We start from the raw sequence: 19,696 nt of genomic DNA, 5'->3' as shown, positions 1-19,696 counted from the left end.
CCGATCGTTTGCTCCAACTGTCCCGTCGACCTGCCTTTGGAGGCCTGGCGACGGAATGGGGGCTCTATTCCGGCTTTTTTGCCTGTTTGGCAAGGGGGTGGTGGTCCTGCACCAGCCGATGCAGGCGCTCTTCTAACACATGCGTGTAGATCTGTGTGGTCGAAATGTCCGAGTGACCGAGCAGCTCCTGGACCGCGCGCAGGTCGGCGCCGTTCTGCAGGAGATGGCTGGCGAAGGCGTGACGGAGCACGTGCGGCGAAAGCGTCGATGCGCGGATACCGGCGCGCGACGCCAGCCCCTTGAGGTCGCGTGCGAAGACCTGCCGCGGCAGAAAGCCCTCCTTGCTCGTGGAGGGAAAGAGATAAAGGCTTTCCCTTGCGTTCTCCTGGCTCGCCTGCTTGTCGGCAAGAACCGCACCATAAGCCTGCAGCGCCGCAATGGCGGAGCGCGACAGCGGAACCAGTCGTTCCTTGTTGCCCTTGCCCTTGACGACCAGAAACCTGCCGTTCTGAGCCAGCACCGTCGCTGGCAATGAGACAAGTTCGCTGACCCGCATGCCCGTCGCATACAGAAGTTCGATCAGCGCATGCATGCGCAGCCGGTTCAGGTGGTTCGCGCCCGGCGCCCTGGCTTCCTCCTCCGCAAGGCCGATAAGGCGCGTGACGTCGTCCACCGAAAGCGTCTTCGGCAGTGTCCGCTCCTTGCGCGGCGCGTCGAGGATTCCGGTTGGATCATCGCCGCGCAGGCCTTCGGCATAGAGGAACTTGTAGAACTGGCGAAGCGCGGAGAGCCGACGCGCCTGTGAGGATGCCTTAAAACCCTGGCGCGTCAGATGGCCGAGATAGGCGCGAAGATTGTCGGGAGTGGCCAAGGTCATCTGAACCTGCCGCTCAAGGAGAAAGGATCGCGCATCCTCCAGGTCCCGCTCATAGGAGGAGAGCGTGTTGGCGGCGGCACCCCGCTCGGCGCTCATCATTTCCAGAAAAGCCTCGATCTGGATCGCTGAACGGTTGGTCATGGCTGGGGGTTCACCCGATCCGAGGGGATGCGGATGGTGACCTCCCGCTCGCGCGGCTCGACGAAGGTGACGAGCGCGACCATCGTCCCGTAGATCATGCCGGCGACCACCGCGCAGAAGAACAGGAAACGGAAGAGTGTAGGCATTGCGCGCTCCTTGGGACTGAGGTCCTATATCGCTCCGAGGGGAGGCGAGCGCAAGACGTCACCGGCCTCGAACACTTGACGCTTCCGATGCTTTTGCAGATACCGAAATCAACAACAACCGGAACTCGCTGATGATCGGCCTGATGGAAACGTCCTCCCCGGAACTCGTGCAAAAAGCACGGATGGCGCTCGGCAAGCGCAACCTCGTTCTGGTCGGGCTGATGGGGGCTGGAAAGTCGGCGATCGGGCGGCTGGTGGCCCAGGCGCTGTCGGTGCCCTTCATCGATTCGGATCATGAGATCGAGCGGGTGTCACGCATGTCGATTTCGGATCTTTTCGCCGCTTACGGCGAGGAGGAATTCCGGGCCCTGGAAGCGCGGGTCATGAAGCGTTTGCTCAAGACCGGGCCGAGGGTCGTTTCCACCGGCGGTGGCGCCTTCATCAATGAACGCACCCGCAGGCATATCAAGCGTGGCGGCCTCACCGTCTGGCTGAAGGCCGATCTCGACGTGCTCTGGGAGCGGGTCAACAAGCGCGACTCCCGGCCGCTGCTGAAGACCGAGAATCCGAAGCAGACGCTCGAAAACCTGATGAACGCGCGCTATCCCATCTATGCAGAGGCGGACCTTACGGTCCACTCGCGCGACGTGAAGAAAGAAATGGTGGTCGAGGACGTGCTTGCCGCCATCGCCGCCTGGCCAATCAAGAAGTGATCCGCATGAACAACTCTCAATCCGCAATCCGACGCACCGTCCGTGTCGATCTCGGCGACCGCTCCTACGACATCCTCATCGGGCCGGGCTTGATTACCGCTGCCGGCGCAGAGATCAGCTCGCGCCTCAAGGGTCGTCGGGTTGCCGTGGTGACGGACGAACATGTCGCGCCGATTTACCTCGACCCCTTCATGCGTTCGCTGGCGCAAAGCGGCATCGAAGCCGTGCCGCAGATCCTGCCGGCCGGTGAGAAGACGAAGAGTTTTGAGCACCTGATGACGGTGTGCGACGGCGTGCTTGGCGCGCGTATCGAGCGCAACGATGCGGTTGTTGCGCTCGGCGGCGGCGTCATCGGCGATCTCACCGGGTTCGCGGCCGGCATCGTGCGGCGCGGTTCGCGTTTCATCCAGGTGCCGACGTCGCTGCTGGCGCAGGTCGACTCTTCGGTCGGCGGCAAGACCGGCATTAATTCGCGCCATGGCAAGAACTTGATCGGCGTGTTTCACCAGCCGGATCTCGTCCTGGCGGACACCGACGTGCTCGACACGCTTTCGCCGCGTGAGTTCCGTGCCGGTTATGCCGAGGTCGCCAAGTACGGGCTGATCGACAAGCCCGATTTCTTCGCCTGGCTGGAGAAGAACTGGAACGACATCTTTTCCGGTGGTCCCGCCCGCATCGAGGCGATTGCGACCAGTTGCCAGGCCAAGGCGGACGTGGTGGCCGCCGACGAGCGCGAGAACGGCCTGCGCGCGCTCCTCAACCTCGGCCACACCTTCGGCCATGCGCTGGAGGCGGCGACCGAATATGACAGCGCCCGTCTCGTTCACGGCGAAGGTGTCGCCATCGGCATGGTGCTGGCGCACCAGTTCTCCGCCCGTATGAACCTGGCCAGCCCCGACGACGCGCGCCGGGTCGAGGCGCACTTGGCTGAAGTCGGCCTGCCAATCTCCATGGATGCCATCCCCGGTGGCCTGCCGCCGGCGGAGGTGCTGATGGATGCAATCGCACAGGACAAGAAGGTCAAGGCGGGCAAGCTGACCTTCATTCTTACTCGCGGCATCGGCCAGTCCTTCGTTGCCGACGACGTGCCGGCCTCCGAAGTTCTCACCTTCCTGCAGGAGAAGCACCCGCGATGAGCACGGGCAATGGCATGCTGCGCCGGCTTCTCGGGCTTTTAGGCCTGACGCCTGTTCGGGATGTCACACTTCTGCCGTCACCCGGCGAGGGTCGCGTTGCCGCAGAGCTTACCACGCGCGATATCGCGACACGGCCCGACCGGTCGGGCGGCATGCTCGAATTCAGCGAACTCGAGGTGTCTGACGTAATGGTGCATCGGACGGCGATGCGTGGCCTCAATGCGGACGAGGCGCCGGAGGCGATCGTCCGGGCTGTCCTCGACAGTCCTTTCACGCGGATGCCGATCTGGCGTGGCTCGACGGACAATATTATCGGTATCGTTCACGCCAAGGAGCTCTTTCGCGCGCTTGCCGAGCCGGGGTGCGAGCCGTCGACGGTCGAGATCGCCAAGGTGGCCGACAAACCCTGGTTCGTTCCCGATACGACCGGCCTCAAGGATCAGCTGAACGCCTTCCTGCGCCGCAAGACGCACATGGCCATCGTTGTCGACGAATATGGCGAGGTCCAGGGGCTCGTGACGCTCGAGGACATCCTCGAAGAGATCGTCGGTGATATTTCCGACGAGCACGACATCGACATCCAGGGCGTCAGGCAGGAGGCGGACGGGTCCATCGTCGTGGACGGCAGTGTGCCGATTCGTGACCTGAACCGCGCCCTCGACTGGGCGTTGCCGGACGAGGAGGCGACGACGATCGCCGGCCTCGTGATTCACGAAACGAAATCAATCCCGGAGGAGCGTCAGGCCTTCACGTTCCACGGCAAGCGCTTCATCGTGATGAAGCGGGTCAAGAACCGTATCACCAAGCTGCGCATCCGCCCCGCCAACGGGGCAACGGCGCAGGGGTAACCTACCAGCGCACCGGCTCTCCGGGTGCCGCCGTCTCGATCGCCAGCGCGTGCAGGCCGGTGTCGAACTCGTCTTTGACCAGATCGTTGACCATCCGGTGCCGGGCGACTCGGCTTGCGCCGGCAAACTGCGCCGAGACGATGCGGATGCGCAGGTGCGTCTCGCCTGCGCCGGTGAAGCCGGGCTGGTGGCCGGCATGCATGTGGCTTTCGTTGATCACTTCGAGCCGCTCTGGCGAAAGAGCCTCGGTCAACCTAGATTCAATCCGGGATGTCACTGACATGCGATGTCCTGTAGCTGATGAAAGCCCCTGGCGCACGGCGCCAAATGGCCCCAAAAAGCCAGCAACAATCCGCTTTGTCAATTCTTGTTGTGACTCGCCGCGAGTCCCATAATTGGGCCCATGAAACTCGATTCCAAATACTTCGATCGGATCCGGACGCGCCGGCGCGTGGAGCGCCCGGAACCGGTTGCGCCGACCTGCCAATGGGACGGTTGCGACAAGCCCGGCCTCCATCGCGCGCCGGTCGGCCGCAACGCCGAAGGCCAGTTCTTCCTTTTTTGCTTCGAGCACGTGAAGGATTACAACAAGGGCTACAACTACTTCTCCGGCCTCTCCGATTCGGAGATCGCGCGCTACCAGAAGGAGGCGATCACCGGTCATCGCCCGACCTGGACAATGGGCGTCAACAAGACGGCAAAGGGCGGTCCGGCGCATGGAAACGTCCGATCGGGCACGGCAGGCGCCCAGCAACGCATCCGTGACCCGTTCGGATTCGTCAACGAGGGGCGCGGACGTGGACCGCGGATGGAGCCGCGCGCCAGAAAACTGAAGACGCTGGAGGCGAAGGCCTTCGACACGCTTGGCCTGCATGCCAATGCCACCTCCGGGGACATCAAGACGGCCTACAAAGCGCTTGTCAAAAAGCACCATCCGGATGCAAATGGCGGAGATAGGGGATCGGAAGAGCGTTTTCGGGCGGTCATCCAAGCATATCAATTGTTAAAGCAGGCCGGCTTCTGCTAGAGCATGCCGGCAGCAACAGGACATTAGGGCGGATGCGAGCGGCGTCTGCTGCGGAGACATTATGAGCAAGATGGATCTCGATATTTCCAACCTCCCGGATACCACGGTTTCTGTGCGGGAGGTTTTCGGCATTGATACGGATATTCGCGTCCCGGCCTATTCGAAGGCGGACGCCTATGTGCCGGATCTCGACCCCGACTACCTGTTCGATCGCCAGACCACGCTCGCCATCCTGGCCGGCTTTGCCCATAACCGCCGCGTCATGGTCTCCGGCTATCACGGCACCGGCAAGTCCACCCATATCGAGCAGGTCGCCGCCCGCCTCAACTGGCCCTGCGTCCGCGTCAACCTCGACAGTCACGTCAGCCGCATCGATCTCGTCGGCAAGGATGCGATCGTCGTCAAGGACGGCATGCAGGTCACCGAGTTCAAGGACGGCATCCTGCCCTGGGCCTACCAGCACAATGTCGCCCTCGTGTTCGACGAGTACGACGCCGGTCGCCCGGACGTGATGTTCGTGATCCAGCGCGTCCTGGAGTCTTCGGGCCGCCTGACCCTGCTCGACCAGAGCCGCGTCATCCGTCCGCACCCCGCCTTCCGCCTGTTTGCCACCGCCAACACCGTCGGTCTCGGCGACACGACCGGCCTCTATCACGGCACCCAGCAGATCAACCAGGCGCAGATGGACCGCTGGTCGATCGTCACCACGCTGAACTACCTGCCGCACGACAACGAAGTCGACATCGTCGCCGCCAAGGTGAAGACGCTGTCGGGCAAGAAGGATGGCCGCGAGACCATTTCGCGTATGGTGCGCGTCGCCGACCTGACACGCGCCGCCTTCATCAACGGCGATCTTTCCACCGTCATGAGCCCGCGCACCGTCATCACTTGGGCAGAGAACGCGGAGATCTTTGGCGACCTCGCCTTTGCCTTCCGGGTGACCTTCCTCAACAAGTGCGACGAGCTGGAACGGCCGCTGGTTGCCGAACACTACCAGCGCGCCTTCGGCGTCGAGCTCAAGGAGAGCGCCGCCAATATCGTCCTCGAGGCGACGGCCTGACGGCTGGACAGGTGAGACATGGCTGCTCGCGGTGACAATTCCAGGCCGAGACCCGGCGCCCCGGTCGACGTCGAGCCCTTCCGCAGGGCGCTGACCGGCTGTATCCGCTCGGTTGCCGGCGATGCCGAAGTCGAGGTGGTTTTCGCCAACGAGCGGCCCGGCATCGCCGGCGAGCGCATTCGCCTGCCGGAACTGTCCAAGCGCCCGACGCGCGACGAACTGGCCGTCACCCGCGGGCTCGGCGACTCCATGGCGTTGCGCAAGGCGTGCCACGACGCGCGCATTCACGCGACCATGTCGCCGCCGGGCACCGACGCCCGCGCCGTCTTCGATGCGGTGGAGCAGGCCCGAGTCGAGGCGATCGGCACCAACCGGATGCCGGGCATGGCGGCCAACATCAATTCCATGCTGTCGGAAAAATACGCCCGGGCCAATTTCGGCGCGATCACCCGCCAGGCCGACGCTCCGTTCGAAGAGGCGGTCGCGCTGCTGGTCCGCGAAAAGCTGACGGGGCAAAAGTCGCCCGAGTCCGCCGGCAAGGTGCTCGATCTCTGGCGCGGCTTCATCGAAGACAAGGCCGGCGGCGATCTTGGGGATCTTACGGCCGCGATGAACGACCAGCACGCTTTCGCCAAGGTGGTGCGGCATATGCTGGCCTCGATGAATGTCGCCGAGGACATCAGCGAGGAGGACACCGAGCCGGACGATCAGGACAGCGAGACCGACGAGGACCAGCCGCGCAGCAACGAGCAGGACGAAAGCGACTCGCAGGAAGAAGCCGGCGACGAGGCGGCTCCCGCCGACGAGAACCAGTCTGCCGAGGAGCAGATGGACGAAGGCGAGATGGACGGCGCGGAGATTTCCGACGACGACCTCGCCGACGAGGAAAACGAGGACAGCGAGACGCCCGGCGAAGTCCGCCACCCCGGCATCTTCGGCGACTTCAACGAAAAGGTCGACTATTCGGTCTTCACCGAGGAATTCGACGAGACCATCGCGGCCGAGGAGCTGTGCGACGAGGCGGAACTCGACCGGCTGCGGGCGTTCCTCGACAAGCAACTCGCCCACCTGCAAGGCGCAGTCGGCCGGCTCGCCAACCGCCTGCAGCGCCGCCTCATGGCGCAGCAGAACCGGTCCTGGGAGTTCGACCTGGAGGAGGGGTATCTGGATTCCGCTCGCCTGCAGCGCATCATCATCGATCCGATGCAGCCGCTCTCCTTCAAGCGCGAGAAGGACACGAACTTCCGTGATACGGTCGTCACGTTGCTGATCGACAATTCCGGCTCGATGCGCGGCCGGCCGATCACGGTTGCGGCCACCTGCGCCGACATCCTGGCCCGCACGCTGGAGCGCTGCGGCGTCAAGGTCGAGATTCTCGGCTTCACCACCAAGGCCTGGAAGGGCGGGCAGTCGCGCGAAAAATGGCTAGGCAGCGGCAAGCCGCAGGCACCGGGCCGCCTCAACGACCTGCGTCACATCATCTACAAGTCGGCGGATGCGCCGTGGCGGCGCGCCCGCCGCAATCTTGGCCTGATGATGCGCGAGGGCCTCCTGAAAGAGAACATCGACGGCGAGGCGCTGATCTGGGCGCACAACCGGCTGCTCGGCCGGCCCGAACAGCGCCGCATTCTGATGATGATCTCCGACGGCGCACCGGTCGACGATTCCACGCTGTCGGTCAATCCCGGCAACTATCTGGAGCGGCACCTGCGCGCGGTGATCGAGCAGATCGAGACACGCTCGCCGGTCGAGCTGCTGGCGATCGGCATCGGCCACGACGTGACGCGCTACTATCGCCGCGCGGTGACGATCGTCGATGCTGACGAGCTTGCGGGGGCCATGACCGAGCAGCTCGCTTCGCTCTTCGCTGATGAAACGACAGGCCGCAGACGGCCGGGCGGCCTGCGCCGCGCCGGCTGAACACCAACTGGAACCCAGGCGGCTGCGTTCGCTTGGCATGAGTAGCCGATGACGCGATTGCCCGCCCTGTTTGCCCTAGCTCTTGCCACGGCCGCCGCCGTGGCCGCCCCGAGCGCGGCCACCAGCGTCGCGATGGAGGCCAGCAGTCGGGTCATCTCGCATTTCGGCATCGGCTCCAGCGAACGCGCCTTCGGCAAGCTCGAATTCGTCGGCGGCATCACCTATTCCTCGCCCAACAATTTGCTCGGAGCCGTTTCCTCCATCCGGTTTCGACCCGATCAGGCGCATTTCGTCGCCGTGCTCGATACCGGCCACTGGTTGACCGGGCGGATCCAGCGCGATGGAGAAGGGGCGCTTTCGGGCCTCTCCGATCTCCATATAACCTCGATGCTGAATTCGGACGGCGAGGGCGAGAACGCCAAGGCAAAGATGGATGCGGAGGGTCTGGCATTGGCCCCGGGCGCCGCAATCGTCAGCTTCGAGCAGCGCCATCGCGTCGACATCTATCCCGATCCCGGCTTTGAGACCTCCCGCCCGTCCGGCAGCTACCCGATCCCGTTTCCTCGCTCGGAACTCCGCGGCAATCGCGGCTTCGAGACCCTGGTCGTCGCGCCCGCGGACGGACCGCTTGCCGGTGCGCCGGTGATCATCGCCGAGCGCAGCCTGGACGAACAGGGAAACCTGCTTGCGGCGATCCTCGACGGGCCAATGAAGGGCACCTTCTCCGTTGTGCGCAACGATCCGTATGATGCCACCGACGGCGCCTTCCTGCCGAACGGCGACCTCCTGCTGCTCGAGCGCCGCTTCCGCCTGTCCGACGGTGTCGGCATGCGCATCCGCCGCATCAAGGGTGCAGACATCAGGCCGGGTGCAGTCGTCGATGGCGAGGTGCTGATCGACGCCGACATGAGCCACCAGATCGACAACATGGAAGGCCTCGACGTGGTGCAGATGCCGGACGGCGACATCCGCATCATCATTGTCTCCGACGACAACCACTCGATCCTGCAGCGCAACCTCATGCTCGAATTCCGCCTGACCGGCGGCCTGCGACCCTCCTGACGAACAGGCCGTCACGGTGTTGCGGCCAGTTTTGCGCCAATCGCGGACATGGCTGCGCGGCCGGACGCGAGCCAAAGGGCAGGGTGCAGGGTGAAAGAATGAAAGTGCCGGAATAAATCGCAGGCCTCGGGTGTCTCCTCCTCGCAGCGTAGACGCTTTTGGGAGAGCGCACCATGAAACATCTCGTCACGCCGATATTGCTAGGCGCATCCTTTCTCCTAGCCTCCACTGGCTTGGTTCTGGCCGGCAATGTCCACGCGGTAACAGGGACGACTGGTCAGCCCAACCAGACGATTGGAACCTCTCAGACGGGGATTGCCACGCCGGGCCACGCCAGCACTGCCCCGGGTTCAGCCTTCAACCCAGATGGGAACGCGGGAACACACTACGCGGGCGAGCAGCCGCAGAACTCCAAGAATCCGAAGAGCGTATCTCAGTACGATGTGGCTGGCTTCCAGCAGTCCCATAAACATTAGGTGACGGAATTGCACAGAGCGGAGTTGTCCGCAGTGACCGCGCCCGCTTTGGACCAAGAGCGGTCATCAAACAGTATGTCGCTGCCAATTGTTGGAGCTTCTTCCGACGAGTGATCAGTCCAAACCGCAATAGAGAGAGGTGCTCATGAGAACGCTCATTCTGGCCATCGCCGCATTCGCGCTTACCGCCTCCGCCGCCTTCGCTGACCCAATTGCAGATCGCAAGGCTATCATGAAGGAGCGCGGTAAACTGGCCGGTACCCTCGCTCCCATGATCAAGGGAGAAAAGCCGTTTGACGCTGCCCTTGCCATGACCGCCCTCAATGGCCTCAGCGAGAATGCGCAAAACGTCAACGTGGACATATTGTTTCCCGCTGGTAGTGACACCGGAGATACGGCTGCCTTGCCGGCAATTTGGCAAGACATGCCCGCGTTCAAGGCGGCCACCGAGAAATTCCGGGTGGATACGGCCGCTGCCGTAGCTGCGAACCCGCAGGATCTCGACGCATTGAAGGTTCAGTTCAATGCGGTTACCGCAAATTGCGGCGGATGCCATGAAAAATTCCGGATGAAGAAACAGTAGCCGCTTCAGGCATACGCGTCCCGCTTCATTGCTCTCCGGTGCCTGGGTCTTCGTGGGCGCCGAGGCCGAGGAGGTGTGCCGCCGAACGCCAGGCGTGATGGACGATCCGGTCGAGTCGCCTGGCGGCGTCGATCCGCGCGAAGGCATCCGCGGCGGTCAGCTTTCCCGATGCGACCGAGGCGAGGGTCGTGGCCCGATGGCCGCGCTGCAGGGCGGCGAGCCTCTTTGCAGCGTCCTCCACCTCGGCGAGAGCCTTGGCAACCTCGGGCGAAGCGCTCCAGCCGATGGGGGCAGCCTGTGGGCTGAGGGCGGATTCCGAAGTTATCGAATCGCCAACCACCTGTGCGGCGCGCATGGCCTCCTTGCAGAGTTCGGCGACGTGGAGGTCATGAGAGGCTGCGGCCGGCGGTCCAGGGAAGTTGCCCTCCGCCACGGCTTCCACGAGACGCGCGGCGTGATCGAGTGCGTGGAGGATGCTCGTCAAGCGGAGCCGCTCGGCCTCGGTCTCGGGCGGCTCCTTCAGTTCGGACAGAAAATCCCGCACCTCGTCGAGCGCGGCGGCAGCCGCGGCTCCCTGCGACGGGGGGGCAGCCACGCCCGAAAGCGCTGCGGAAGCCGAGACGGCGGTCTTGGTGAGGATGTCCGCCACGACCCGCCGGGCAGCCTCGACCGCGAGCACCGGACTGGCAAGCGCGCTCGGATCGAGCGCGCGCTGGAGCGGCGTCTCCTTGGAGGGCAGGAGCCGCTCGACGATACGGGTGAACCACTGCGTCGCCGGAAGCAGCACCGCCACGCCGACGACGTTATAGGCCGTGTGGTAGGCGGCCAGCAGCGTCATCCCGTCGACAGACGCGGATAGGGTCTTCATCAGCGCGGCCGTGAGCGGAAAGGCGACGATGGCGATGAGCGCGGCTATGACCTTGAACAGCACATAGGCGAGGGCGAGGCGCTTGGCCGTCGCACTGGCGCCGATTGCCGCCAGTGCGGAGCTCGTCGCCGTGCCGATATTCTGGCCGATGATCAGTGCCGCGCCTTGCTCCAGGCCTATCGCCCCGGCGTAGTAGGCCGAAATGGTGACGGCAATGGCGGCCGTCGAGGATTGCATGACCGCGGTCATCGCCAGGCCGGCGACGATCAGGGTCAGGAGACCGACCGACCCCGCGATCCAGCCAACCCCGGGCGCCCCGAGAACGTCCGGCAGGTCGGACGGATGCAGGGTCTCCGCAAGGCCTCCCATGCCCTGCTGGAGGGTCGTCAGTCCGTAGAGCACCAGCGCGAAGCCGGCGAGCGCGCCGCCCGCTGCCGCGATCCGCGGGCTGCCGAGCAACTTGGCCAGCGCGCCAACGAAGATCATCGGAAGCGCGTAGGCCGAAAGCGAAACGCGCACACCGATCAGTGCGATGAGCCAGCCCGTGCCCGTCGTGCCGACATTGGCGCCGAACACGAGGCCGAGCCCTTGCGGAAATGTCAGAAGGCCGGCGCTGACGAGCCCGATCGTCGTCATCGTCACCGCGCTCGAAGATTGCACGAGCAGCGTGACGATCGCGCCCCAGAAGGCGCCGGAGAGCGGCGTCGCTGCCGCCTTGCCAAGCACGGTGCGCAGGGCGGAACCCGCCAGCGCCTTCAGGCCGCCGGTCATGACGGTCATGCCGAGCAAAAACAGCCCGACGCCGCCGAGAATGGCAATCGCTGTCGACATGCACGCCTCGTCCCGCCCGCGTCGGCCTTGAGGTCTTTGCAGTCATAGCATCAGCGGGGGCCGATGCCGATAGCTTGCCGCGCCGACGCCTCAGGTTCGAACGGCGAGACCTCCTAACCGCTCGTACCCGGATCAACGAGGCGGCTGCCGTGGTGTCGTCATCCAAGGCGGTCCAGACGGGGCCGGCGTTCAGGCTGGAGCCTGAGGAGGGCGGTCAGGCTGCGGCCTTCTCGACGCCCGGCATCGGCCTGAGCGTGCTCATCAGCGCGCCGTAGGGAAGCAGCATTACCAGCCCCATCAGCACCTTCACGCCGAAATCGGTGAGCGCCCAGGAAACCCAGCGCTGTGCCTCGGCGGCAAAAACGCCGAGGATCGGCGCGTTCTCGATCGCAAACGGTTCGTTCGGACCGAAGACGACGAAGACCGGAGCGAAGGCGACGGAGAAGAAGATCAGGGTGTCGAGTGCCGAGCCGATCAGCGAGCCGACCAGCGGTGCTCGCCACCAGGCCTGGCGACGCAGCGTGTTGAACACCGAGATGTCGAGCAATTGGCCGAGCAGGAAGGCCGAGCCCGACGCGATGGCGATGCGCGGTGAGGCGACGGCGAAGGAGAACAGGACCGCGACGGCAAAGCCGGCGACCACGACCTTCCGTGCGGTCTTAGGACCGAACTGGCGGTTGGTCAGGTCGGTGACGAGGAAGGCCACCGGATAGCTGAAGGCGCCGAAGGTCAGGATGTCGCCAAGGTTGATCCCGAAGAGGGTCCATGGCAGCGGGTACTGAACGAGGATGTTGGAGGCGACGACGACGAGCGTCATCATCAGGACGTAGATCAGGGTCGTGCGATTCGCTTGCATTTTTTTATCCTGGGTGATGCCACCAGTTGGAGACGACGATGTATTCAACGAAACGAGGCCTGCCCGGATGCCCGGCCAAGCCTCGAAGCAATCAGAAGGAACTGCGCCGGATCAGGCGGCGGTCTTCTTGGCGATCTGGCGGCGCAGCAGGCGGGCGCGCATCGACAGCTCGTTCTCGTCCGACTTCAGCAGGAAGGCGTCGAGGCCGCCGCGGTGTTCGACCGAGCGGAGCGCTGCTGCGGAAACGCGCAGGCGGAAGCGCTGGCCAAGGCTGTCGGAGATCAGCGTGACGTTGCACAGGTTCGGCAGGAACTTGCGCTTGGTCTTGTTGTTGGCGTGGCTCACATTGTGGCCCGACTGGACGCCCTTGCCGGTCAATTCGCAACTACGGGACATGGATGCACCTATTCTTCTTTGGGTTCGGACAATACGATTCCGGCGCCGTGTCCGGCCGCAGTCCGTCTGGCCTTATTGGAAAGTCGCGGTTCTATAGTCACCCGCAGCGATGGCGTCAAGCCAAACCTTGCCGCATTCGGGGAAAACGGTTGCAAATCGCCGCGGTTTGCGGCCAATAGCCGGACTGGTTCCGCTCATTCCATCGTCTCAAGGGATAGCAGCGGCGTAGAATTGCCGCAAAGGATTTTATAGTCGATACGGGTCAAGGAGCGCAGGAAAATGAGCTGGCGGGCTTGGTTTGCAGCAGCGGCCGTTCCGGCGGTGTTGGTGGGGTCCCCCGCTGCCGCTCCGGCTGCCAATATCAGTCACATTACCGACTACAGCATTCGCTTGTCCGGTTTTCCGGTCGCGACCGCGAGTTTCCGTTCTGACTTTGATGGGCGCAGATACACGATCTCCGGCCGGATGGATTCCGCCGGTCTGGCCGAAATTCTATCCAGCACGCATGGCACGACCTCGGTGTCCGGCACCCTGATGGACGGCAAGCTGAGGGCGACCAACTATTCGATGTCCTACCGCAGCGGCAAGAAGGCGCGGGCGATCGACGTCGCGTTCCGCAACGGCGACGTGATCCGGGCATCCATCCGCCCGGAGCGCAAGCGTCCGCCGAAAAACTGGGTGCCGGTCAAGGCGAGCGACATGCGTTCCGTCCTCGATCCGATCTCGGGGCTGATCATACCGGCCACCACGAATGTCTGCTCCAAGACCTTGCCGATCTTCGATGGTGAGTCGCGCATGGACATAGAACTCTCCGACAAAGGCACGCGGTCGTTCTCGACGAGAGGCTTCGAGGGGGAGGTGAAGGTCTGCGGCGTGCGTTTCGTGCCGCGCGCGGGTTATCGCAAGGGGCGCCGGGACGTCGAGTATCTGCGCAAGCTCGCGTCGATGGAAATCTGGTTTGCCAAAGCCGAAGCAGTCGATATGTATGCCCCCGTATTCGTCCGGATTCCGACCGCGCTCGGTCCGGTTACGGTGTCGGCAACCCGTTTCGGTGGCTGAGGGCAACATTCAACGGCAAGGGCAGTGAATTTGAAGGCGACGCTTATTGGTTTTTCGGCGATCCTGATGTGGTCGCTGCTGGCCCTGTTTACCGCTGCTTCCGGCCAGATGCCCCCGTTCCAGCTCTCCGCGATCTGCTTCCTGATCGGCAGCCTGCCAGGCATTGCCGTGCTGGTGGCCCGGCCCGAACGGCTCAAGCTGCTGCGCCAGCCGGCGAAGGTCTGGATCGTCGGCATCGCCGGCCTCTTCGGCTACCACTTCCTCTATTTCACGGCGCTGCGGAATGCGCCGGCCGTCGAGGCAGGCCTGATTGCCTACCTGTGGCCGCTGCTGATCGTCGTCGGCTCGGCGATGCTGCCCGGCGAACGGTTGCGCTGGTATCATGTCGCGGGTGCCTTTGCGGGGCTTGCAGGAACGGTGCTGATCGTCGCCCGCAACGGCGTTGCTTTTGACGGCGCCTACACGCTGGGCTACGGCGCCGCCTTCCTCTGCGCCTTCACCTGGTCAGGCTATTCGCTGCTGACCCGGCGCTTCGACGCGGTCTCGACGGACGTCGTGACCGGTTTTTGCCTCGCCACGTCGTTTCTGTCCTTCCTGTGCCACCTGGCGCTGGAGACGACCGTGTGGCCAGCGACCGGCTTCGAATGGTTTGCCGTTCTTGGCCTCGGGCTCCTGCCGGTCGGTGCCGCCTTTTATGCCTGGGACCATGGCGTCAAGAATGGGGACATCCAGATTCTCGGTGCCGCAAGCTATGCCGCGCCGGTTCTCTCGACGCTGATGCTGGTTGTCACCGGATTCGCCGAACCGTCTTGGCGGATCGCCCTGGCGTGCGCGCTCGTCACCGGCGGGGCGATCCTGGCTGCGAAGGATATGATCTTCCGTCGCAAAAAGCTCGCCGTCGCCCAAGGGGCGAAGGCTTAACGTCCAGCCCTTGGCTGACCTCCATCTATCCTCCCGGCCGCCAGCCAGGCGGCGCCAGTTCGAAAGCGTCGAAGGAAAAGCCCGGCGCGACCGTGCAGCCGACGAGGGTCCATTCCCCGAGCGGTTCGGCCGATTGCCACCAGTTGGCAGGCACGAGCACCTGTGGCCGCTCGCCCTTGGCCAGATTAGGGCCGAGCACATGGATCTGGTTGGCGACACCGTCGTTCGACAGCGAGAGCGCAATCGGTTCGCCGGCATAGTGGTGCCAGATCTCCGTGGCATCCCGGACCCGGTGCCAATGCGACCGTTCCCCCCGTTCAAGCAGATAGTAGATGCAGGTGGAATGCCCGCGAGCACCACCCTCCGGATCGCGAAACGTCTGGACGTACCAGCCACCCTCGGGGTGGCGCTCCATGCCGAGCGTCGCAATGATCTCCTGCGGTGTCATCAGAAGCGATCCTTGCGGGCCCGGATCTCGGCGAAGACCTCGGCATCGGTTGCGTTGGGCATGCCGAGCACCTTGCGGATGCCAGGGTCGGCGGTGCGGAGGAACGGGTTGGTCGCCTTTTCCTGCCCGATGGTCGTCGGTGCCGTGAAGCGCCCCGCAGCGCGCATGCGCTCGATCTCTGCGGCCCGCTCCCTCAGAGCGGCATTGTCCGGATCGACGGTGAGCGCAAACCGGGCGTTGGAGAGCGTATATTCATGGCCGAAATATACGGAGGTCTCCTCGGGCAGTGCGGCAAGCTTCGATAGCGATTTCCACATTTGCGCGGCGGTCCCTTCGAACAGCCTGCCGCAGCCGAGCGCGAAAAGCGTGTCGGCGGCAAAGAGCAGGCCATTGTCGGGCAGGTGGTAGCAGATGTGGCCGGCCGTGTGGCCGGGCGTCCAGATGACCTCAACGGGGTGGCCGGCGAAGTCGAACCGGTCGCCGTCGTCCACGGTCTGGTCGATGCCGGGAATGCGATCGGCCTCCCGCGCGGGGCCGATGATCGTTGCGCCGAAGCGTGATTTCAGCGCCAGGTTCGCTTCCACGTGATCGCCATGGTGGTGGGTGGTGAGGATGTGGGTCAACCGCCAGCCGCGCCGCGCCAGCGCCTCCAGGATCGGTTTCTCCTCCGGAGCGTCGATGCTGGCGGTCGCTCCGCTCGCCGGGTCGTGCAGGAGCACCCCGAAATTGTCACTCCGGCAGCCAAAGAGTTCGATATCGAGCGGCTTCATTGTTGGTCCTTTCCCGTGGCATTTCGCGCGCACGCCCGAATGTAGGCACGTGGGCCTTGAAGTCCATCACGCGGTCGCTAACATCTTGCCCATGCACGCAGATATCGTCGACCTCCGCGAATTCTACCACTCCCCCCTCGGTCACCTCGCGGAGCATTCGATCACCATGGCGCTTGCCTCGATCTGGGCGCGACTGCCCGAGGAGCGGCTCGTGGGCCTCGGATACGCCGTTCCGTACCTCGAGCGCTTCCGGGCGGATACCGAGCGCACCTTCGCCTTCATGCCGGCGGGGCAGGGGGCGGTGAACTGGCCGGTTGGCGAGGCCTCGGCGACGGCCCTCGTGTTCGACGAGGAGTTGCCGCTGCCCGATTCGTCCGTCGACCGCGTTCTGATGGTGCATTCGCTCGAATTCGCCGAGAACCCGCGCGAGACGATGAAGGAACTCTGGCGCGTGCTTGCACCGGGCGGACGGCTCGTCATCGTCGTGCCGAACCGGCGCGGTGTCTGGGCGCGCATGGAGCACACCCCGTTCGGCTCCGGGCGCCCCTATTCGCGCGGCCAGCTCACCCATCTGTTGCGCGAAACCAACTTTACCCCCGGCGCCAGTGCCGAATCGCTGTTCTTCCCGCCGTCGAAGCACAGAAGCGTCCTGAAACTTCACGGCGCCTTCGAGCGACTTGGGCGTTGGCTGTGGCCGATGTTCTCCGGCGTGCTTGTCGTGGAGGCGCAGAAGCGCCTTTATCAGGGGTTGCCGGTGGCCGTCCGCGCGTCGCGTCGCGTCTTTGTGCCGGTGCTGGCGCCCTCCGGCGTGCCGAGCACGCGCGGCGGGCTCAACTATCGCCCCCTCGACAATCGTCCGTCACGCCGGTAATGGCTGGCGCAGCCATTCCGGCCGAAGACGCCTGGGCGGTGGAGGGGTAACGGGCGCGCATGCGCCCCTGTGCAAAGAGGCGGCAGCATGTCGGAGCAGCAGTTTGACAAGATCACGCTGATCGGTATCGGGCTCATCGGCTCGTCGATTGCGCGCGCGGTCAAGGAGAAGGGGCTCGCGGGCTCGGTGGCGATCGCAACCCGAAGCGCAGAGACGCTGCAGCGGGCGCGCGAACTGGACCTCGGCACCGACTATTATCTCGACACCGCCGAGGCCGTGCGCGACGCCGATCTCGTCATCGTCTCCGTTCCCGTCGGCGCTTCTGGCAGCGTGGCCCAGGAGATCGCACCGAATCTCAAGCAGGGCGCGATCGTCACCGATGTCGGCTCCACCAAGGGGTCCGTCGTCGCGCAGATGCTGCCGCACATCCCGAAAGGGGTCCATTTCATCCCCGGCCATCCGCTCGCCGGTACGGAGCATTCCGGTCCCGACGCCGGCTTTGCGGAGTTGTTTCGCGGACGCTGGTGCATCCTGACCCCGGTTCACGGCACCGACAAGGTGGCCAAGAAGCGTCTTGCGACCTTCTGGGAGACGCTCGGCTCGAAGGTGGATGAAATGGACACCGAGCACCACGACAAGGTGCTGGCCATCGTGTCCCACCTGCCGCACATCATCGCCTACAACATCGTCGGCACGGCCGACGATCTGGAGACGGTGACCGAATCCGAGGTCATCAAATATTCAGCTTCGGGTTTTCGCGATTTCACCCGCCTCGCGGCCTCCGATCCGACCATGTGGCGCGATGTCTGCCTGCACAACAAGGACGCAATCCTCGAGATGCTGTCGCGTTTCTCGGAGGATCTCGCCTATCTGCAACGCGCGATCCGCTGGGGCGACGGCGAAAAATTGTTCGACCTCTTCACGCGCACCCGCACGATCCGCCGCTCGATCATCGATGCCGGCCAGGATACGGCGGCGGCGAACTTCGGTCGTCCCGGCGCGACGCCGCCAAACTAATCTCCGCTCTTTCCGGCGGCCTCAGAGAGGCCCGATGGATGCGATCGGGATGATGCCGAGATAGACGACGCCGTTCTTTGCCCGCAGTTTCACGCGGGCATCCTCACGGCCACCCGAAAGGCCCCGGATCGTGTCGGCAACGCTTGTCGCCGTGTCGGCGATTTCCGGAAATGCCTCCGCGACAATATCGCGAACGGTATCGATGCCGTTGATCTCCAGCTCGAACTTGCCGGAGAGGAGCCCTTCGGCATTGATTTCATAGGAACCGGAGAGCGCGGCAGCATTTCCGTTGCCGAAGTCGAGGCCAAGTCTGCGCAGATCGCCTCGCGTTCCGCGCGGCGCGTTGGCCGGCATGCCATCTTTCAGCCAGTTGGCTGCGTCGGCGACCGTCACGTCGGCCGTGACGTTTACTTTCGGAACACGGGTCTCGGTCACCGTGAGTTCGAGCCCGTCCATTGACAGGGCAGCATCGAGAGCCGTCCCGTTCGTGCGGGTATGGATCTCGCCATGGCTGGCGGCAAAACCGATTTTTACGTCACGCATGCCTGCGACGAAGGTTCCCTTCAGGGCATCGTAGGCAACCGATGCGCGATCCAGTCCGCGGATGCCTGCAACGCCGCTGGCATGCAGGAGGTTCCAGTCGGCCGTCAACACGATGTCGGGCGAAACGCGGACGACGGCGGGCCCGTCGAGTTCGACAATGGCATGGCCGGGGTTGTACACCTGGGCTGCCGATCGCAGCGCGCCGAAACTCGCCGATGTCCCCGTGCGCTCATCGTCGACGCCGATGGCATCGCAATAGACACCGATGCGGAAGGGATAGCCCTTCACATCGAGGCCGGTACAGGCCACCGATACGGACGAACCGGAAAGCCGATCGCGGACGAGGTTCCTTAGTCGGTCGGCGCCGAAAAACCACGCTCCGCTATAGAGCGCCACGAACACGATGATGCCGAGGCCAAGAAGCCAGAATTTGCGGCTGGTGCCGCGGCGCGTGGCGCCATTTGACGTTGTCATCATGCTCTCCGTTGTGACGGAAGAAAATTGATTTGCATAGCTTGTGCTGACGCCGGCAAAGAGCCATCAATTGCGGCGGCTTTCAGGTGGAAATGGTATCGCGCAGTGGACAGGGATGATTTTTGGGTCTTCGGCTACGGTTCGCTGATGTGGAATCCTGGTTTCGAAGTCGAGGAGAGCCGGCCTGCGCGCCTGCATGGCTTTCGCCGGGCGCTCTGCGTTCGTTCCTGGGTCCATCGGGGCACGCCGGACCATCCGGGCCTTGTCCTCGGCCTCGATCGTGGTGGATCCTGCTGGGGCATGGCGTTTCGTGTTGCGCCGGAGCGCCGGAACGCCGTGCTTGATTATTTACGGGAGCGCGAACTCGTCACCCACGTCTACAAGGAGCGCACGCTGCCCGTCACTCTTCAGGACGGCATCCGCACCCCGGCGCTCGCCTACGTGATCGACCGCGCCCACCACCAATACGCCGGCGCTCTTTCGGTCGAGGAGGCAGCAGCGACCGTCAGTACGGCAAGGGGAAAGTCCGGGCCGAACACCGAATACGTCGCCAATACGCTCACGCACCTGCGGGAGATGGGCATACGCGATCACTGGCTCGAAGAAGTCGGCCGCACGGTCGAGCGCTTCACAAACGGCCGCTGACGATCCGC

General features: G+C 64.2%; 22 protein-coding genes and 1 pseudogene. 14 read left to right on the top strand and 9 right to left on the bottom strand.

What is annotated here, in order from left to right:
* Positions 1-64 precede the first annotated feature (64 nt).
* Together xerD and J2Y48_RS03715 are read right to left on the bottom strand one after the other, a co-directional pair.
* Complete coding sequence (gene xerD, locus J2Y48_RS03720; RefSeq protein ID WP_310412919.1) at positions 65-1,018, bottom strand: site-specific tyrosine recombinase XerD; 954 nt, start codon at positions 1,016-1,018, stop codon at positions 65-67.
* Positions 1,015-1,164, bottom strand: coding sequence for a hypothetical protein (locus tag J2Y48_RS03715; RefSeq protein ID WP_310412916.1), 150 nt, complete (start codon positions 1,162-1,164; stop codon positions 1,015-1,017). Before J2Y48_RS03715 ends, xerD begins: the two co-directional genes overlap by 4 nt.
* Before the next feature lie 131 nt (positions 1,165-1,295).
* Between J2Y48_RS03715 and J2Y48_RS03710 the strand changes: the two genes are divergently transcribed.
* The 3 genes and pseudogenes from J2Y48_RS03710 to J2Y48_RS03700 form a co-directional block, all read left to right on the top strand.
* On the top strand, positions 1,296-1,877 hold the full coding sequence (locus J2Y48_RS03710) for a shikimate kinase (RefSeq protein WP_310412913.1): 582 nt from the start codon (positions 1,296-1,298) through the stop codon (positions 1,875-1,877).
* Positions 1,878-1,882: 5 nt separating this feature from the next.
* Complete coding sequence (aroB, locus tag J2Y48_RS03705; RefSeq protein ID WP_310412910.1) at positions 1,883-3,013, top strand: 3-dehydroquinate synthase; 1,131 nt, start codon at positions 1,883-1,885, stop codon at positions 3,011-3,013.
* Between the two features lie 137 nt (positions 3,014-3,150).
* Positions 3,151-3,861 (top strand): annotated as a pseudogene (locus J2Y48_RS03700) (transporter associated domain-containing protein); the annotation flags it as partial.
* Between the two features lies 1 nt (position 3,862).
* Here J2Y48_RS03700 and J2Y48_RS03695 read toward each other — a convergent pair.
* Positions 3,863-4,144, bottom strand: coding sequence for a BolA family protein (locus J2Y48_RS03695; protein WP_310412907.1), 282 nt, complete (start codon positions 4,142-4,144; stop codon positions 3,863-3,865).
* A 120-nt stretch (positions 4,145-4,264) separates the two neighbouring features.
* Between J2Y48_RS03695 and J2Y48_RS03690 the strand changes: the two genes are divergently transcribed.
* From J2Y48_RS03690 to J2Y48_RS03665, 6 genes are all read left to right on the top strand, one after another.
* The gene (locus tag J2Y48_RS03690; protein ID WP_405030151.1) at positions 4,265-4,888 is read left to right on the top strand and encodes a J domain-containing protein; all 624 of its coding nucleotides are present in this window, start codon (positions 4,265-4,267) and stop codon (positions 4,886-4,888) included.
* A gap of 61 nt (positions 4,889-4,949) precedes the next feature.
* Positions 4,950-5,948, top strand: a complete 999-nt coding sequence (gene cobS / locus J2Y48_RS03685; protein ID WP_310412904.1) for a cobaltochelatase subunit CobS — start codon at positions 4,950-4,952, stop codon at positions 5,946-5,948.
* 18 nt (positions 5,949-5,966) lie between these two features.
* Positions 5,967-7,868, top strand: a complete 1,902-nt coding sequence (cobT, locus tag J2Y48_RS03680; RefSeq protein ID WP_310412901.1) for a cobaltochelatase subunit CobT — start codon at positions 5,967-5,969, stop codon at positions 7,866-7,868.
* A 48-nt stretch (positions 7,869-7,916) separates the two neighbouring features.
* Positions 7,917-8,930: an esterase-like activity of phytase family protein gene (locus tag J2Y48_RS03675; RefSeq protein ID WP_310412898.1), complete on the top strand. Its 1,014-nt coding sequence runs from the start codon at positions 7,917-7,919 to the stop codon at positions 8,928-8,930.
* Between the two features lie 173 nt (positions 8,931-9,103).
* On the top strand, positions 9,104-9,406 hold the full coding sequence (locus J2Y48_RS03670) for an adenylate cyclase (RefSeq protein ID WP_310412895.1): 303 nt from the start codon (positions 9,104-9,106) through the stop codon (positions 9,404-9,406).
* 145 nt (positions 9,407-9,551) lie between these two features.
* Positions 9,552-9,989: a cytochrome c gene (locus J2Y48_RS03665; RefSeq protein ID WP_310412892.1), complete on the top strand. Its 438-nt coding sequence runs from the start codon at positions 9,552-9,554 to the stop codon at positions 9,987-9,989.
* A gap of 25 nt (positions 9,990-10,014) precedes the next feature.
* Here the strand turns inward: J2Y48_RS03665 and J2Y48_RS03660 are convergent, their stop codons facing one another.
* From J2Y48_RS03660 to rpmB, 3 genes are all read right to left on the bottom strand, one after another.
* On the bottom strand, positions 10,015-11,688 hold the full coding sequence (locus J2Y48_RS03660; protein ID WP_310412889.1) for a Na/Pi symporter: 1,674 nt from the start codon (positions 11,686-11,688) through the stop codon (positions 10,015-10,017).
* Positions 11,689-11,902: 214 nt separating this feature from the next.
* Positions 11,903-12,544: a queuosine precursor transporter gene (locus J2Y48_RS03655; RefSeq protein ID WP_310412887.1), complete on the bottom strand. Its 642-nt coding sequence runs from the start codon at positions 12,542-12,544 to the stop codon at positions 11,903-11,905.
* Positions 12,545-12,655: 111 nt separating this feature from the next.
* Complete coding sequence (gene rpmB, locus J2Y48_RS03650; protein WP_310412884.1) at positions 12,656-12,940, bottom strand: 50S ribosomal protein L28; 285 nt, start codon at positions 12,938-12,940, stop codon at positions 12,656-12,658.
* A 279-nt stretch (positions 12,941-13,219) separates the two neighbouring features.
* On the opposite strand from rpmB, the gene J2Y48_RS03645 reads away from it, so the two are divergent.
* The gene (locus J2Y48_RS03645; RefSeq protein ID WP_310412880.1) at positions 13,220-13,999 is read left to right on the top strand and encodes a DUF3108 domain-containing protein; all 780 of its coding nucleotides are present in this window, start codon (positions 13,220-13,222) and stop codon (positions 13,997-13,999) included.
* Positions 14,000-14,023: 24 nt separating this feature from the next.
* Complete coding sequence (locus J2Y48_RS03640) at positions 14,024-14,920, top strand: EamA family transporter (RefSeq protein WP_310412877.1); 897 nt, start codon at positions 14,024-14,026, stop codon at positions 14,918-14,920.
* A 25-nt stretch (positions 14,921-14,945) separates the two neighbouring features.
* Here J2Y48_RS03640 and J2Y48_RS03635 read toward each other — a convergent pair whose 3' ends face one another.
* Both J2Y48_RS03635 and gloB read right to left on the bottom strand, forming a co-directional pair.
* Positions 14,946-15,368 (bottom strand): cupin domain-containing protein, encoded by a 423-nt coding sequence (locus J2Y48_RS03635; protein ID WP_310412874.1) that lies wholly within the window; start codon positions 15,366-15,368, stop codon positions 14,946-14,948.
* Positions 15,368-16,138, bottom strand: coding sequence for a hydroxyacylglutathione hydrolase (gene gloB / locus J2Y48_RS03630; protein WP_310412871.1), 771 nt, complete (start codon positions 16,136-16,138; stop codon positions 15,368-15,370). The genes J2Y48_RS03635 and gloB overlap by 1 nt, the downstream gene beginning before the upstream one ends.
* A 91-nt stretch (positions 16,139-16,229) precedes the next feature.
* Between gloB and J2Y48_RS03625 the strand changes: the two genes are divergently transcribed.
* Both J2Y48_RS03625 and J2Y48_RS03620 read left to right on the top strand, forming a co-directional pair.
* Positions 16,230-17,009, top strand: a complete 780-nt coding sequence (locus J2Y48_RS03625; RefSeq protein ID WP_310412868.1) for a class I SAM-dependent methyltransferase — start codon at positions 16,230-16,232, stop codon at positions 17,007-17,009.
* An 87-nt stretch (positions 17,010-17,096) separates the two neighbouring features.
* Positions 17,097-18,026, top strand: coding sequence for a prephenate/arogenate dehydrogenase family protein (locus J2Y48_RS03620; RefSeq protein WP_310412865.1), 930 nt, complete (start codon positions 17,097-17,099; stop codon positions 18,024-18,026).
* A 21-nt stretch (positions 18,027-18,047) separates the two neighbouring features.
* Here the strand turns inward: J2Y48_RS03620 and J2Y48_RS03615 are convergent, their stop codons facing one another.
* Entirely contained in the window at positions 18,048-19,043 is a 996-nt protein-coding gene (locus tag J2Y48_RS03615) for a DUF2125 domain-containing protein (protein ID WP_310412862.1), read from the bottom strand.
* Between the two features lie 147 nt (positions 19,044-19,190).
* On the opposite strand from J2Y48_RS03615, the gene J2Y48_RS03610 reads away from it, so the two are divergent.
* Entirely contained in the window at positions 19,191-19,688 is a 498-nt protein-coding gene (locus J2Y48_RS03610) for a gamma-glutamylcyclotransferase (RefSeq protein WP_405030162.1), read from the top strand.
* Positions 19,689-19,696 lie beyond the last annotated feature (8 nt).

The organism is Mycoplana sp. BE70, assembly GCF_031455855.1.
Classification (GTDB): domain Bacteria; phylum Pseudomonadota; class Alphaproteobacteria; order Rhizobiales; family Rhizobiaceae; genus Mycoplana.
The sequence above is the reverse complement of the archived record's forward strand: the minus strand, read 5'-3'. Positions and strand labels throughout refer to the sequence as shown.

Bases quoted from the DNA above. Each gene is read 5' to 3' on its own strand.
- J2Y48_RS03715 (WP_310412916.1), bottom strand. From the start codon at position 1,164: ATGCCTACACTCTTCCGTTTCCTGTTCTTCTGCGCGGTGGTCGCCGGC.
- J2Y48_RS03670 (WP_310412895.1), top strand. From the start codon at position 9,104: ATGAAACATCTCGTCACGCCGATATTGCTAGGCGCATCCTTTCTCCTA.
- cobS (WP_310412904.1), top strand. From the start codon at position 4,950: ATGAGCAAGATGGATCTCGATATTTCCAACCTCCCGGATACCACGGTT.
- J2Y48_RS03645 (WP_310412880.1), top strand. From the start codon at position 13,220: ATGAGCTGGCGGGCTTGGTTTGCAGCAGCGGCCGTTCCGGCGGTGTTG.
- J2Y48_RS03610 (WP_405030162.1), top strand. From the start codon at position 19,191: ATGTGGAATCCTGGTTTCGAAGTCGAGGAGAGCCGGCCTGCGCGCCTG.
- J2Y48_RS03615 (WP_310412862.1), bottom strand. From the start codon at position 19,043: ATGACAACGTCAAATGGCGCCACGCGCCGCGGCACCAGCCGCAAATTC.
- J2Y48_RS03675 (WP_310412898.1), top strand. From the start codon at position 7,917: ATGACGCGATTGCCCGCCCTGTTTGCCCTAGCTCTTGCCACGGCCGCC.
- aroB (WP_310412910.1), top strand. From the start codon at position 1,883: ATGAACAACTCTCAATCCGCAATCCGACGCACCGTCCGTGTCGATCTC.
- J2Y48_RS03655 (WP_310412887.1), bottom strand. From the start codon at position 12,544: ATGCAAGCGAATCGCACGACCCTGATCTACGTCCTGATGATGACGCTC.
- J2Y48_RS03690 (WP_405030151.1), top strand. From the start codon at position 4,265: ATGAAACTCGATTCCAAATACTTCGATCGGATCCGGACGCGCCGGCGC.
- J2Y48_RS03660 (WP_310412889.1), bottom strand. From the start codon at position 11,688: ATGTCGACAGCGATTGCCATTCTCGGCGGCGTCGGGCTGTTTTTGCTC.
- cobT (WP_310412901.1), top strand. From the start codon at position 5,967: ATGGCTGCTCGCGGTGACAATTCCAGGCCGAGACCCGGCGCCCCGGTC.
- J2Y48_RS03695 (WP_310412907.1), bottom strand. From the start codon at position 4,144: ATGTCAGTGACATCCCGGATTGAATCTAGGTTGACCGAGGCTCTTTCG.
- xerD (WP_310412919.1), bottom strand. From the start codon at position 1,018: ATGACCAACCGTTCAGCGATCCAGATCGAGGCTTTTCTGGAAATGATG.
- J2Y48_RS03620 (WP_310412865.1), top strand. From the start codon at position 17,097: ATGTCGGAGCAGCAGTTTGACAAGATCACGCTGATCGGTATCGGGCTC.
- J2Y48_RS03665 (WP_310412892.1), top strand. From the start codon at position 9,552: ATGAGAACGCTCATTCTGGCCATCGCCGCATTCGCGCTTACCGCCTCC.
- J2Y48_RS03625 (WP_310412868.1), top strand. From the start codon at position 16,230: ATGCACGCAGATATCGTCGACCTCCGCGAATTCTACCACTCCCCCCTC.
- rpmB (WP_310412884.1), bottom strand. From the start codon at position 12,940: ATGTCCCGTAGTTGCGAATTGACCGGCAAGGGCGTCCAGTCGGGCCAC.
- J2Y48_RS03710 (WP_310412913.1), top strand. From the start codon at position 1,296: ATGATCGGCCTGATGGAAACGTCCTCCCCGGAACTCGTGCAAAAAGCA.
- gloB (WP_310412871.1), bottom strand. From the start codon at position 16,138: ATGAAGCCGCTCGATATCGAACTCTTTGGCTGCCGGAGTGACAATTTC.
- J2Y48_RS03635 (WP_310412874.1), bottom strand. From the start codon at position 15,368: ATGACACCGCAGGAGATCATTGCGACGCTCGGCATGGAGCGCCACCCC.